The organism is Chryseobacterium sp. ZHDP1, assembly GCF_018603435.1.
GTDB lineage: Bacteria > Bacteroidota > Bacteroidia > Flavobacteriales > Weeksellaceae > Chryseobacterium > Chryseobacterium indicum.
Genome location: NZ_CP075682.1, coordinates 3,763,842 through 3,776,793, shown reverse-complemented (window position 1 = coordinate 3,776,793; position 12,952 = coordinate 3,763,842). Strand labels below are relative to the sequence as shown.

General features: G+C 32.0%; 13 protein-coding genes. 8 read left to right on the top strand and 5 right to left on the bottom strand.

Annotation, left to right across the window (positions count from 1 at the left end; genetic code table 11):
• Positions 1 to 6: 6 nt before the first annotated feature.
• The 4 genes from ruvA to KKI44_RS17395 all read right to left on the bottom strand — a co-directional run bounded on the left by ruvA (position 7) and on the right by KKI44_RS17395 (position 4,408).
• On the bottom strand, positions 7 to 591 hold the full coding sequence (gene ruvA, locus KKI44_RS17410; protein ID WP_214588500.1) for a Holliday junction branch migration protein RuvA: 585 nt from the start codon (positions 589 to 591) through the stop codon (positions 7 to 9).
• A 173-nt stretch (positions 592 to 764) separates the two neighbouring features.
• Positions 765 to 3,059 (bottom strand): NADP-dependent malic enzyme, encoded by a 2,295-nt coding sequence (locus KKI44_RS17405; RefSeq protein WP_214588499.1) that lies wholly within the window; start codon positions 3,057 to 3,059, stop codon positions 765 to 767.
• A 23-nt stretch (positions 3,060 to 3,082) separates the two neighbouring features.
• Positions 3,083 to 3,934: an ATPase gene (locus tag KKI44_RS17400; RefSeq protein ID WP_214588498.1), complete on the bottom strand. Its 852-nt coding sequence runs from the start codon at positions 3,932 to 3,934 to the stop codon at positions 3,083 to 3,085.
• A 207-nt stretch (positions 3,935 to 4,141) separates the two neighbouring features.
• Positions 4,142 to 4,408: a hypothetical protein gene (locus KKI44_RS17395; RefSeq protein ID WP_076395243.1), complete on the bottom strand. Its 267-nt coding sequence runs from the start codon at positions 4,406 to 4,408 to the stop codon at positions 4,142 to 4,144.
• A gap of 233 nt (positions 4,409 to 4,641) precedes the next feature.
• On the opposite strand from KKI44_RS17395, the gene KKI44_RS17390 reads away from it, so the two are divergent.
• The 4 genes from KKI44_RS17390 (at position 4,642) to KKI44_RS17375 (ending at position 8,406) form a co-directional block, all read left to right on the top strand.
• The gene (locus KKI44_RS17390) at positions 4,642 to 5,100 is read left to right on the top strand and encodes a GtrA family protein (RefSeq protein WP_087710613.1); all 459 of its coding nucleotides are present in this window, start codon (positions 4,642 to 4,644) and stop codon (positions 5,098 to 5,100) included.
• A gap of 3 nt (positions 5,101 to 5,103) precedes the next feature.
• The gene (locus KKI44_RS17385) at positions 5,104 to 5,832 is read left to right on the top strand and encodes a lysophospholipid acyltransferase family protein (RefSeq protein WP_250902089.1); all 729 of its coding nucleotides are present in this window, start codon (positions 5,104 to 5,106) and stop codon (positions 5,830 to 5,832) included.
• Between the two features lie 41 nt (positions 5,833 to 5,873).
• Positions 5,874 to 7,319, top strand: a complete 1,446-nt coding sequence (locus KKI44_RS17380) for a sugar MFS transporter (RefSeq protein WP_214588497.1) — start codon at positions 5,874 to 5,876, stop codon at positions 7,317 to 7,319.
• 91 nt (positions 7,320 to 7,410) lie between these two features.
• A complete protein-coding gene (locus KKI44_RS17375; protein ID WP_214588496.1) occupies positions 7,411 to 8,406 on the top strand; it encodes a DUF3810 domain-containing protein in 996 nt (331 codons plus the stop codon).
• Between the two features lie 403 nt (positions 8,407 to 8,809).
• Here KKI44_RS17375 and KKI44_RS17370 read toward each other — a convergent pair whose 3' ends face one another.
• The gene (locus KKI44_RS17370; protein ID WP_214588495.1) at positions 8,810 to 9,178 is read right to left on the bottom strand and encodes a helix-turn-helix transcriptional regulator; all 369 of its coding nucleotides are present in this window, start codon (positions 9,176 to 9,178) and stop codon (positions 8,810 to 8,812) included.
• Positions 9,179 to 9,430: 252 nt separating this feature from the next.
• Between KKI44_RS17370 and KKI44_RS17365 the strand changes: the two genes are divergently transcribed.
• From KKI44_RS17365 to gwsS, 4 genes are all read left to right on the top strand, one after another.
• Positions 9,431 to 9,676, top strand: a complete 246-nt coding sequence (locus KKI44_RS17365; RefSeq protein WP_214588494.1) for a hypothetical protein — start codon at positions 9,431 to 9,433, stop codon at positions 9,674 to 9,676.
• 50 nt (positions 9,677 to 9,726) lie between these two features.
• Positions 9,727 to 10,665, top strand: a complete 939-nt coding sequence (locus tag KKI44_RS17360) for a hypothetical protein (RefSeq protein WP_214588493.1) — start codon at positions 9,727 to 9,729, stop codon at positions 10,663 to 10,665.
• Entirely contained in the window at positions 10,665 to 11,564 is a 900-nt protein-coding gene (gene gwsG, locus KKI44_RS17355) for a grasp-with-spasm system ATP-grasp peptide maturase (protein ID WP_214588492.1), read from the top strand. Before KKI44_RS17360 ends, gwsG begins: the two co-directional genes overlap by 1 nt.
• Positions 11,565 to 11,755: 191 nt before the next feature.
• The gene (gene gwsS / locus KKI44_RS17350; RefSeq protein ID WP_214588491.1) at positions 11,756 to 12,853 is read left to right on the top strand and encodes a grasp-with-spasm system SPASM domain peptide maturase; all 1,098 of its coding nucleotides are present in this window, start codon (positions 11,756 to 11,758) and stop codon (positions 12,851 to 12,853) included.
• Positions 12,854 to 12,952: the final 99 nt, after the last annotated feature.

Below are 12,952 nucleotides of genomic sequence, written 5' to 3'. Positions count from 1 at the left end.
CAAATGTTAAATGTTTTTTAAAATTTGTTTTACCAACTCTTCTACTGAAATATCAGAATCCTGCTTCATGATTTTATCTGCAAGCTTCTCACTCATTCGCTTCGGAATGCCCAAAACTTCTAATGCAGATAACGATTCTTCCTTGATTTTATTATTTGCAAACGTGGAAATATTTTCTTCCGGATTGCTGTATTTCTGCACTTTATCCTTAAGATCTACAATAATTCTTTCAGCTGTTTTTGCACCGATTCCTTTCGCTTTCTGAATGAGTGCGCTGTTTTTTGATAATATTGCCGAAGCAATCTCATCAAGACTTAAAGTGGATAGTAAAATAAGTGCTGAAACCGCTCCTACTCCATTAACGCTTATTAACAGATTGAACATTTCTTTTTCTGAACGAGTGTTAAATCCAAATAATAAATGGGCGTCTTCCCGAATAATCTGCTGAATAAAAAGAAAGGTTTCTTTATTAGTTGTGAGGGTCTGTGAAGTCATTAAACTGATACCTACATAGTAACCAACTCCTTGTACGTTGATTACTGCGTAGGTAGGCGTAAGTTCCTGAACAATGCCTTGAAGTGAAAATATCATTATTAATTTTTATAACTCCCAAATATAGTAATTTAAACTAAGTTATGTTTTCATTTCACGCGCGAATGATTTTTAACTTAATTTTTAACTATAATTTTAACAATTGCTTCCAAAAACAAAAGACTCCGAAATCCGGAGTCTTTTAATTATTTCAAATATTGTTAACTTTCTGTTTACTTTTTATCTTTTTTCTCTCTTCTCTGGGCATCCAGAACTGCAATGGTGGCAAGGTTTACAATCTCATCTACGCTGGAACGCATCTGTAGAACGTGAACCGGCTGTTTCAGCCCCATCAGAATTGGTCCGATTACCTGTGCTACCTTCATTCCTCTGATGATCTTGTAGGATAAGTTGGCACTTTCAAGATTCGGGAAAATGAATGTATTGGCAGGCGTTGTTCCTAATTTTGAGAACGGATAATCACTTAAATGATCTGAATTCATCGCAAAATCCGGCTGAATTTCTCCGTCCACGACCATTTTCGGATATTTTTCGTGAAGGATGCTTACTGCTTTAGCTACTTTTTTTGAAGTTTCGGAGATGGCTGCAAAGTTTTCAAATCCAAGCATGGCGATTCTCGGTTCGATGGCAAAAGATTTTACGGTGAATTCTGCCATTTTAGCAATATTTACCAGATCTTCTGCTGTAGGATTCTGATTGATGGATGTATCTGCGAAGAAAATAGGTTTCTTTTCAGACAGGATCATCATCATTGCTGCTACTTTATCAACCCCTTTATCTTTTTCAATTACTTCTAAAACAGGTCTTAAAACAGAAGTATAGTTTTTAGAGAAACCAACGATTAATCCATCAGTATCGCCATGTTTCAGCATCAAAGGACCGAAATAATCTCTCTGGCGAACGAATCTTTTTGCTTTGTATTCGTTCATTCCTTTTCTCTGGCGAAGCTTCCAAAGTGTTTCTCTGTATTTTTTTCTGTTTTCTTTCTGGTCGTCGTCGCTCGGATCAATAATCGGAATATCAAGATTGATCCCGAAATGTTCCATCTGCTCTTTGATGTATTTTTTATTTCCTAACAGACTCGGATACGCAATTCCCTCTTCATATAAGATCTGTGCAGCTTTCAGAACATTGTATTCTTCTGCGTTTCCTAAAGTAATTCTCTTCGGATTGGCTTTTGCACGGTTCTGCATCATTCTTACCAGCTTCTCGTCTCTTCCCATTCTGTCGAGAAGGCTGTTTTCGTATTCTTCGAAGTTTGTAATTGTTTTTCTGGCAATACCGCTTTCTACGGCAGCTTTCGCTACAGCACTTGAAACTTTCGTAATTAAACGGTTATCAAACGGTTTCGGAATAAAATATTCTCTTCCGAACTGCAGATTCTGAATATTATACGCTAAAATTACTGCTTCCGGAACAGGCTCTTTCGCTAAATCTGCAATGGCATGAACAGCCGCCAGTTTCATTGCTTCATTAATTCCTTTTGCCTGAACATCCAATGCTCCACGGAAAATGTAAGGGAAACCGAGAACGTTATTAACCTGATTAGGATAATCGCTTCTTCCTGTTGCCATAATGACATCTTTACGGGTTTCAATTGCTACATTATAGGCAATTTCCGGATCCGGATTTGCCAATGCGAAAACGATAGGATTTTCGTTCATGCTACGCAACATTTCCGGTGTCATTACATTTCCTTTTGATAATCCCACGAAAACATCTGAACCTTTTACGGCATCTTCCAATGTTTCGATGTCTGTATGAGCAACAAAATCGATTTTTTCGGGAGTAAGGTTTTCTCTTTTATGGTTGATTACTCCTTTGCTGTCGCACATTAAGACATTTTCTCTTTTCAAACCAAGAGAAATATAAAGATTGGTACATGCAATAGCTGCTGCTCCTGCTCCGTTCACCACCATTTTTACTTCTTCAATCTTTTTATTGGCAATCTGAAGCGAGTTGATTAATGCTGCTGCGGAAATAATTGCCGTTCCGTGCTGATCGTCGTGCATCAAAGGAATATCCAGCTCTTCTTTCAGTCTCTGTTCGATATAAAACGCTTCCGGAGCTTTAATATCTTCAAGGTTGATTCCTCCAAATGTAGGAGCAATCCCTTTTACAATTTCTATGAATTTATCAGGATCTTTTTCGTTGATTTCAATATCGAAAACGTTAATGTCCGCAAAAATTTTGAACAAAAGACCTTTCCCTTCCATTACCGGCTTCGAAGCTTCTGCACCGATATCTCCCAAACCAAGAACTGCGGTACCGTTTGAAATAACAGCTACCAGATTTCCTTTTCCGGTGTAGTCGTACACCGTTTCCGGCTTATCATGGATTTCCATACAAGGAACTGCAACCCCCGGAGAATACGCCAATGACAAATCTCTCTGAGATGAGTGTGGTTTTGAAGGGATCACTTCGATCTTACCTTTAGGTTCGGCTTTATGATAATCTAAAGCCGCCTGATTAAAGTTCTTTTCGTCGCGGTGGGTTTTACTTGACATATAATGAATTTTGTTGTTTTTAATTATAATATATATTGTATGTGGTAGCTTACCAGACTTTCGATAGGCTTCTGAACAATCTGTCCCACAGTAAGATTAAGCTCTGCCGCTGCAGAACGTAAAATATCTTCGTAATAATAGGCTATTGACCCGATGAAATTGATCTCAGCATCCCTGGATTCCATATAAGGCAGAACCTGATAATCAAAAAAGCTAAGCATTTCATCATGAACCATTTTCTTTAAATACGGATGATCTTTTCTTTCTACCACAAATTTGTTGAAATCTGCCAAATACGCATTCGGTCTTGAAGTGTGATACATATTTTTCAGGGCTTCTTCTACGGTCAGCTTATACGTTTCTTCAAACTCCGATGACAGATCTGCGGGAAGTTTCTGCATAAAGAATCTTCTTACCAGTTGTTTTCCGATTGCGCTTCCGCTCCCTTCGTCTCCTACAAGAAATCCGAGAGAAGGCAACTGAATCTTAATGGTTTCTCCGTTAAAATAGCAAGAATTGGAACCCGTTCCCAAAATACAGACAATTGCGGGTTTTCCTCTGTAAGCCGCATAAGCTGCTGCTGTAAGATCTTCCTTAACAATAATTTCTGCACCGATAAATACTTTACCCAGTTCTTCTATAATGATATCACAATTTTGCTGAACACCACATCCGGAACCATAAAAATAAATTTTCGTGACCGAATTTTTAACGGTGCTAAGACTTGTATTTTTTTCAATTTCTGGAACAATAAGTTCTTTGTTGATGAAGTTTGGGTTGAAGCCAATGGTTTCTGTTTTCAGAAAGACCTTTTTAAAATCGTCCAAAATTACCCAGTCGGATTTTGTAGAACCACTATCAACAATAGCAATCATATTTTACATTTTAGTTTAAGGATGCTAAATTATGAATTTATCTTGTAAGATGACGGATTCTGAACATGACATATGTGTTATTTATAGTATAGCAAATCTGTACTCTTTTTTGTACAAACTAAAATGAACATAGAACCCAGAACAAACAAAAAGAGAGCCCACTAATTGGTAAAGCTCTCTTTCAGTAATTTTTTTCCAGATGCATTGTTATTGTTTTATGTCTGTTGTCTTTTTATCGTTAAACCGGATCAGCCAATCCTCAATTTCATCTTCCAGATAAGAGGTCTGAAGAATCATGGCATTGATGAAGTCATCGGGTACAGGTTCGTCTGTTGCATTTTCAAGATTCCATAGTTCATTAGACATATTTTCATACTCGGAATAGACACGTTTGAAGCGTGAATTTTCTCTTTCAAGAGCTTCAATATTTTGCTGCTGAAGCTGGAATTTTCTGTATTTGTTTTGACGTTTCATACAAATATTATTAAAATGTGATCGTAAAATTTTTTGATCGTATGCTTCTAATCGCGCATTACAAGATAGAAAAAACCATCAACACAAATAGTTGAAAATGAATTTATTATCAGGTCAGGTTTACATTATTCTGAAAATTAAATTTAGAAATAATTTTGAATCTAAAAAAATATTTAACATCTTTTTTTATCGGTTTAACATATAATTATAAATTTGCATATCATAAAAATCGGATGAGAGATTTAATACTACGTCAGAAACAGGTTTTGTTCTTCATCATTGCAGGAGGACTCAGTGCGGTTGTGGAAATCGGGAGTTTTAAACTCTTCAGCACTTCCCTTCCTCAGTTTTTTCCTCGCGAAACCAATTTCCACGGGATACATTATCCGCTAAGTAATATTTTTTCCACAAGCTGCGGAATCATCAGCAATTATTTCCTGAGTATCTGGTTTGTTTTTGAAAGAGGAAAGCACTCGAAAAGAAAAGAATTCGCTTACTTTATGATGGTTTCTTTTATTTCGACTTTACTAAGTCTCGGTTTTTTCCAGATTTTCTACAGTTATATATTTAAGGATAATATAGATTTGATTATTTATACGCTAAGTCCGGAAATGATCAGTAAAATTGCGGCTATTCTTCTGGTTTCGGTTTTAAATTATTCCATCAAGAAAAAAGTAATCTTTAACGGATAGGCTGTGACGAAAGTTTTAAATTACCTCTGGAGATTCTGGATGCTGATTTTAGCATTTGTCTTCACCATCCTTTTCGGAATTCCTGTTTATATTTTATCATTTAATAAAAAGCATTATAAATATGCTTACCGGTTTGTACGGTGGTGGAGTTACTGTATTTTTTTCGGGATGGGGCTTCGATATGATCTGACAAGACTTTCTGATCAGAAACTGGACAAAAATCAACAGTACGTTTTCATATCCAATCACACTTCAATTATGGATATTATGCTCATGTGCATTTTATGTGCAGATCACCCTATTTGTTTTGTAGGAAAAAAAGAACTGGTAAAAATTCCGATTTTCGGTACTATATATAAAAGAATCTGTGTAATGGTAGACCGTAAAAGTGCAAGAAGCCGAGCCGATGTCTACCGTAGATGTGCCGAAAAAATGGAAGAAGGAAACAGCATTGTTATTTTTCCTGAAGGCGGTGTTCCGGATGATACTTCTATTATTCTGGATGAATTCAAGGATGGTGCATTTACACTTTCTTCAAAACACAACTCTCCTATCGTCGTTTTTACTTTCATCGGATTAAAGGAAATTTTCCCATTTGACAATTCAAAAGGTTATCCCGGAAAAGCAAAAGTATATTATAACGGTGTCTTAGATCCGTCAGATTCACCAAGAGATCTTAAATTATCTTCTTTTGAGACAATAAAAAAAACACTCTTACAACACTATAATTAATAGAAATAATATATATTTGTTTTCAGAAATTTTCAACAAATATGTCAAATTATTCTAAACAAACTAATTGGGGACAATTTATCCCATTGGTTACTGTATTTTTTTTCTGGGGATTTGTGGCGGCAAGTAATGACATTTTGATCCCGGTTTTTCAAAAAGCCTTTAATTTATCTCAAACCGAAAGTATGCTTGTACAGATATGCTTCTATGTGGCATATACAGTCGGCTCTTTAATTTATATGCTGATCTCTGCGGGATTAAAGCAGGATTTGGTAAATAAAATTGGTTATAAAAACGGTCTTATAGTAGGACTGCTTATTTCCGCCGCGGGAACTTTACTGTTCTATCCGGCTGCTAATACGCATTCTTTCCCTTTAATGATTTCCGGATTATTTATTGTGGGATTAGGCTTTTCGCTACAGCAGATTGTAGCCAATCCTTTAGCGATTGAAGTCGGACCTTCTGAAACAGGTTCTCAAAGATTAACAATGGCAGGAGGAATTAATAATCTCGGGACAACGATCGGTCCACTCATTGTATCTTTTGCTATTTTCGGATCTGCAGCAGCAGCGAATAATGATGTAAGTGTTGAAAGTGTAAAAGTTCCTTATCTTATTCTGGGGGTAGCTTTTGTTTTGGTTGCGATCATGCTTAAATTTTCTTCGCTTCCCGCTATAACACCTACGAATACAGAAACTAAAGATGATATGGTAAAAGGAGACCACAGAAAATCTGCTTTTCAATATCCTCAGTTAATTTTAGGTATGATTGCTATTTTCGTTTATGTAGGCGTAGAAGTTTCTACCGCTTCTAACCTTCCTGCCTATATGGAAAAAAGTTTAAATTTTGAAACGAAAGACGTGGCACCTTATATTTCTTTATATTGGGCTTCTTTGATGATTGGTCGTTGGACAGGTGCGGTTGAAGCTTTTGATGTAAGTGCAGGTTTCAAAAAAATCTTACGATTTTTAGCTCCTTATCTTGCATTTGGTGTATTCTTATTGGTAAATGCCATTGCAAAGCACGATCTGTCTCATTTCTATGTTTACGGATTGATTATTATTGCGATGATTATCTGCGATATTATGAGTAAAGGAAATCCGGCAAGAATGCTTTTGATCTTCTCGGTTGCAGGAATCACTGCATTACTTATAGGAATGTTTACTTCCGGAATGGTTTCCGTATACGCTTTTACAAGTGTAGGTTTATTCTGCTCTACGCTTTGGCCGTGTATTTTTGCTCTTGCAATCAATGGGCTTGGAAAACACACCAACCAAGGTTCAGGCTTCCTGATCATGATGATTATGGGAGGAGGAATTGTAAGTTTCATTCAGGGGTATGTTGCCGATATGACGAATATTCACTTCAGCTATATTGTAGGTGTAATCTGTTTTGCTTATCTTGCTTTCTATGCAGTAAGAGTAAGCGGAATATTGAAATCTCAGGGAATTGATCTTGACAAAATCACGAAAGGAAGTGGTCACTAAGAAAACAGAAATACGATATAAAAAAAGGTTTTGGGCAGGTTTATTACTTGCCCAATTTCTTTTGTTTTATGCCTTCTCGAAATCTGCAATTATGATTTCTTTTTTTGAAAATTTATTTGAAATCCAGAAAGCAGTTCATCAGATTATCTTTTCGTGGATACCTTTTTCCTTTGGAGATGTGCTTTATATTTTGCTGGGAATTTTTCTTTTGTATTGTATTATTACATCATTTAAAAAGAAACGCAGAAATTCTTCTTTATTAAAAATGTTAGTGAGCATAAACATCTTCTATTTTTGTTACCAGATATTTTGGGGGATGCTGTACTTTCAGACTCCCATTATTGAGAAGCTTTCCAGCAAGAAAGAGCCGACTGTTGAAAAAGCCAAATTACTTTCGTTAAAATATCTTGCGCTATGTAAGGAAACCCGAGAGCTCACTTCCCAAGATAAAAACGGAATATTTATCATAAAAGATTTAAAAGCTGTTCAGGAAGAAATTCTTTATCAGCAGACAAAGCTTCCGAAAAGCATTTCAGATAAAAGGGCTTGTGAAATTAATTCATTTAAGCCGAGCTTATTTAAAAACATCATGAATTTTACCGGAATTCTGGGATATTACAATCCGTTCACAGCGGAAGCACAATATAACTCACAATTACCTCCCAGTTTAATTCCTTTTACTTCTGCTCATGAAAGTTCACATCAGCTTGGCTTCGCAAGAGAACAGGAAGCTAATTTTGTGGGATATCTTATCGGAATTCATTCGGAAAATACAGATCTTCGGTACAGCACAGAATATTTCACTTTAAAAAGCCTGCTGAATTTTATAGCAGATAAAGATCCTGAATTTGTAAAATCTGTTCTTAAGAATTATTCTCCTTCCATGAAAAAAGACAGAGCTTATGAAAAGGCTTTTGTCTTAAAACATCAGGGATTGCTGGACGACTTTTTCGGCTTTACAAATAATCTTTTCCTTAAAAGCAATCAACAGGAAGGATCAGTTACCTACTCCTATTTTATTGATCTTCTGCTGAATTATGAAGAGATCCGAAAAATAAAAGAATCGTATCAGGCGATACGATTCTAAAAACACAAATGATGAAAAAAAATTTATTACCTTGACTTGTTCCCTCATTCAAGGCGATGTAAAAGTACGATATTTTTCAGAAATACAAAAGTAATTTTACTTTTTTTAAAAACTTTATGAAAACTTTATGAATTTTTAAGTTTTTATGAGTTTATATAAAATTGTTTGGATTCAGAATAAATTTCTATAGAACACACAAAATTTTAATTTAATATTCTTTAAATTTTCCTTTATTAATCAAGATTTAAACTTTTTAATCTTAAAAATAGATGATATTTGATGTTATTTTACTAACAACACTTTCTTTTATCACTTTAAAAAGCAATTCAAAAAATAAAAAAAATTGAGAAGTATCTTTTGCTTCTCAACTTTTAACTATATACAATCAGAAAATATCTTTAAATTATTTCTGAGATTTTAAAATCTCATTTTCTTTTTTAAGTAATTCTATATCTCTTTTAAGCAGAGAAATATAATCCTCTAAGTTTTCTAGAACAGAATTCAGTATATTATAGTTTGACTTATGATTTCCAAAACTATTGTTAAAGCTTGAATTATCATTAAAAACAATTTCTGAAAACTCAGATTCTTTAATATCATCAACAGAAACATCCAGAGCTTTTGCCAGTTTCTCCCATTCGTCATCATAAATTTTCGATTTCCCATTTTCTTTACGCGAATAGCTGGAAGGATCTGTAGATAATATTTTTGCTATGGTTTGTTGAGATAGTTTTCTTTGTTTTCTAAGGTCTTTTAGTTTTTGTTGTATCATCACTCTGTGTTTATTTTGCAAATTTATAAAAAACCAAACGCAAAATTTGCAAAAAAATTGCAAGAAAATTGCAATTTTTATCCATTCGTCGTGAGATATTTTTTCATAGTTTTGAAAATCAATATTGATAAAGCGCTTTAAAAAAACTCATTTATATATGTACAGATATAGATGAAAACTGATCAGTAAAACCCTATGTCAGGGATTGTATGGCAAAATAAATTATTTAATTAAAAGTAAAGCACTCTTATTATGAAAAAATTAGAAAAATTAGTTGAAAAAAGTCTTTCAACTTCGAAAATGGCTTTTGTAAAAGCAGGTGATCAATGTACAGGTGGAGGTGCAACGAATTTTGCTCAACCACACTTATGTAGATCAATTAATACTTCATGGTCATCAGATTCTATAGATGGAAACGGAATGACAACATATACAGGATTTAAAGTAACCATGACTGAATGGGAAGAAAGCTGTCCGCCCTCATCAGACTTTAATTAATTTTGAAATCTAATAACGACCGCCTCTATCAGGCGGTCACTTTTAAAATCATGAAAAATATTATATTTAAAAAAATCTTTTTAGTAATTGCCCTACTATTATTAATTCCCAAATTAATTGCACAAGGAAATTTAAAATATAACACACATGTAAACCGAGCAGAAAATTCTATATTAGAAAAAGACTATGCTTTAGCTTTAATAGAATATAATAACCTAAGTTCTGAATTTAACAATCTTTATGGAAAAGATATATATAACGCATTGATTTGTGCAAATAAAGAAAAAAATTGGGAACAAGTTTTTTTATGGGCAAAATTATTTCTGTCTAAGGGAGCTGAAATAAATTTTTTTAATCAAAAAAAATTCGAAGAACTAAAGAAAACAAATCATTGGAAAAAAATTTTAAAATTAAATATTAAAAACAATATCAATGTTAAATTAAAAAAGAAAATTGATTCGTTAGTAAATATTGATCAAGGAGAATTTGTTCAATTAAAAGAAAAAAATATACCTGACATATATGATTTTACTGCTAATATTGATAAAGTTCTATTCAAATTAGACAAAGAATATAAAGGTATAACAGAAGATAATGTAGGTCTTAATATTACTAATGATACAATTTTTTCATTTTTGCCTACTTATAGTGTGTTACTGAGACACAGTTATCAATCAAAGAGAGAAAACAGTTATTTTAATTATCAGAAGCAAAATTTTAATCTTGAAAAAGATTTATTCTTCACAATTAACAGTTTTGATTTAATGCCAATAATATTGTATAAAAAAGAAACTTACTTTCTAAAAGAAGAATTTTTATCAACTGAAAAAGTTGAGCTATTAAACTATATACAAAAGGCAAAAAAAATATTAAATAAACCAAACTCTGATTTTATATTATATTATCCATGTTCAGAGATTGCTTCTTTTGCAAATAAAGAAAGTGAATTACAATTTAAAACAATTCTTGATAATTTTTATTATAAATAATGAGTATACTTATTGTTTCTGTACAAAATGATTATACAACCAATAAAGTACTGCATTGGTTTCAGTATTATAATATCCCTTTCAAAAGAATAAATATTGATGACACTATTGATATTATAGAAGAATTTGCAAAACTAAATTTTCAAGAATTTACAGGATACTGGTATAGAAGAGGAAATTTAATAAATTTTAATAATCATGATAATATAGATATAGAGATAAAAAAATATTTAAAAGAAAATAATAGAAAGATTATTGAATATTTTGAATATAAAATGATGAAGAAAAAGAATTTAAATTCTTTTTTTAATAGTGATCTAAACAAGTTAATAGTTTTAAAAATAGCAGAAGAATTACAGTTATCAATACCAAAATTTCAGTTATTAAAAAATACTAAATCCATTGATAAGTTTAAGAAAATTTATAAAACAATTGATAAAGATGGAAATATATTTGATTATAAAAATCAATGCGTATTTAATGTTTTAACACAAGAACATAGAGAAAATATAGATTATGATTTTTCTCCTACTCTTTTCCAAGATAAAATAGAAAAAAAACATGAAATAAGAATTTTTTTTATTGATGACAGCTTCTATTGTGCAGCAATATTATCTCAAAGAAACTCAGAAACAAGTATTGATTTCAGAACTATTGGAGAGCAAGAAAGAAATAGAATAATACCTTACTCACTACCTTCAACTATTCAAATAAAATTAAGGCAATTAATGGCAAAATTAAAAATGAACTCAGGAGTAATTGATATGATTGTCACATCTTTAAATGAATATATTTTTTTGGAAGTGAATCCTGTAGGTCATTTTGGTCTAATATCTTATCATTGCAATTATGGAATTGAAAAAAAAATCGCAAAATTTTATAAAAATGAAAAAAAATAATGAATTTGAAATTTTTGTTACTTTAAATAAAAATAAATTACCATTATATTTTAAAGATTTTCAAAAGTATGATCTGAGAAAAAATATTAAAAACAATTTCATAATAGAAAAAGTTTTTACTAACGATCAATTGCAAACAAAAACATATAAATTAGAAAAATTCTATAAACCCATATGCAGATTTTATTGAAATGACGTATTTTAAGACTTATGAAAATTGTATAATAACATTCGGAATTACAAGATCATTAATTTCAGATCTTCAATTTGGAAACTCGGAATTCATTCCAAACTCAATGGCAGAAATTATTCAAAAGCTGAACAATAACTTATCAATTGAATCACTATTGAAGGAATATGATAAAGATGATATGGATACAATAAAGGAATATCTTCAGTTTTTAGAAAAAAAAAATTTTGGACAATATTGTGATTCTCATGATATATTGTGCTTCTCACCTTTAGAAAAAAAGTTTTACTTTCCTGAAGAAATTTCGAATGTGATAATTGAATGTGGTCAAAATCTGACATTATTATATGATTTTTTATCACAAAATAGTTCTTTTTATTGTAAAAATCTATGCTTAGTTTTTTATGAATGTTTAGAAGAGAAAGATTTTTTGCAACTAAAAGAGATAATAACTGATTCAAACTTTCTTAACCTAGAAATTGTTGTAAAATACAATTCTCACTTAAATGAAGAATTTATTCGTATACTAGGTTTTGAATTTGCTAAACTAAGTAAATTACATATCCATAGTGCACCTTTTAACAAAGAAGTTTTATGGGAAGGTACAAATTTGATTGATATTATTTTCTCCATGCAAATTATTAATACTTTTAAAGCATGTGGTATTGTTAAAATGGAACATTTTGGAGCAAATATTCAAAAATATACAGAATCTTTCAATCACAACTCCTGCCTTCACAAAAAAATCTCCATAGATTCGGAAGGTAACATTAGAAATTGTCCTTCCATGCCACAAAATTTTGGTAATATTAAAGATACGACTTTAGAAAAGGCATTAGCTCATCCTGATTTCAAAAAATATTGGAATCTCACCAAAGACAAAATAGAAGTCTGCAAAGATTGTGAATTTAGATATATCTGTACAGATTGCAGAGCTTATACAGAAAGAACGCATACAGACGAAGAAGGATTAGACATATCAAAACCATTAAAATGTGGTTATAATCCTCATACAGGAGAATGGCAAGAATGGAGTACAAATCCATTAAAAGAAAAAGCAATAAATTATTATAAAATGGAAGAGCTAATTAAGAAATGAAAAATGTAATTATGAAAATTATAGAACAATTTTCCTTGTGATTATATCAACTATTTTTCGTTCTAACCAGCAGACACAGGCAAATAACCAGTGTCTTAA

What these genes read in the sequence shown, in the direction of transcription:
- ruvA (WP_214588500.1), bottom strand. Translation starts at nt 591, where the DNA reads ATGATATTTTCACTTCAAGGCATTGTTCAGGAACTTACGCCTACCTAC.
- KKI44_RS17405 (WP_214588499.1), bottom strand. Translation starts at nt 3,059, where the DNA reads ATGTCAAGTAAAACCCACCGCGACGAAAAGAACTTTAATCAGGCGGCT.
- KKI44_RS17400 (WP_214588498.1), bottom strand. Translation starts at nt 3,934, where the DNA reads ATGATTGCTATTGTTGATAGTGGTTCTACAAAATCCGACTGGGTAATT.
- KKI44_RS17395 (WP_076395243.1), bottom strand. Translation starts at nt 4,408, where the DNA reads ATGAAACGTCAAAACAAATACAGAAAATTCCAGCTTCAGCAGCAAAAT.
- KKI44_RS17390 (WP_087710613.1), top strand. Translation starts at nt 4,642, where the DNA reads ATGAGAGATTTAATACTACGTCAGAAACAGGTTTTGTTCTTCATCATT.
- KKI44_RS17380 (WP_214588497.1), top strand. Translation starts at nt 5,874, where the DNA reads ATGTCAAATTATTCTAAACAAACTAATTGGGGACAATTTATCCCATTG.
- KKI44_RS17375 (WP_214588496.1), top strand. Translation starts at nt 7,411, where the DNA reads ATGATTTCTTTTTTTGAAAATTTATTTGAAATCCAGAAAGCAGTTCAT.
- KKI44_RS17370 (WP_214588495.1), bottom strand. Translation starts at nt 9,178, where the DNA reads ATGATACAACAAAAACTAAAAGACCTTAGAAAACAAAGAAAACTATCT.
- KKI44_RS17365 (WP_214588494.1), top strand. Translation starts at nt 9,431, where the DNA reads ATGAAAAAATTAGAAAAATTAGTTGAAAAAAGTCTTTCAACTTCGAAA.
- KKI44_RS17360 (WP_214588493.1), top strand. Translation starts at nt 9,727, where the DNA reads ATGAAAAATATTATATTTAAAAAAATCTTTTTAGTAATTGCCCTACTA.
- gwsG (WP_214588492.1), top strand. Translation starts at nt 10,665, where the DNA reads ATGAGTATACTTATTGTTTCTGTACAAAATGATTATACAACCAATAAA.
- gwsS (WP_214588491.1), top strand. Translation starts at nt 11,756, where the DNA reads ATGACGTATTTTAAGACTTATGAAAATTGTATAATAACATTCGGAATT.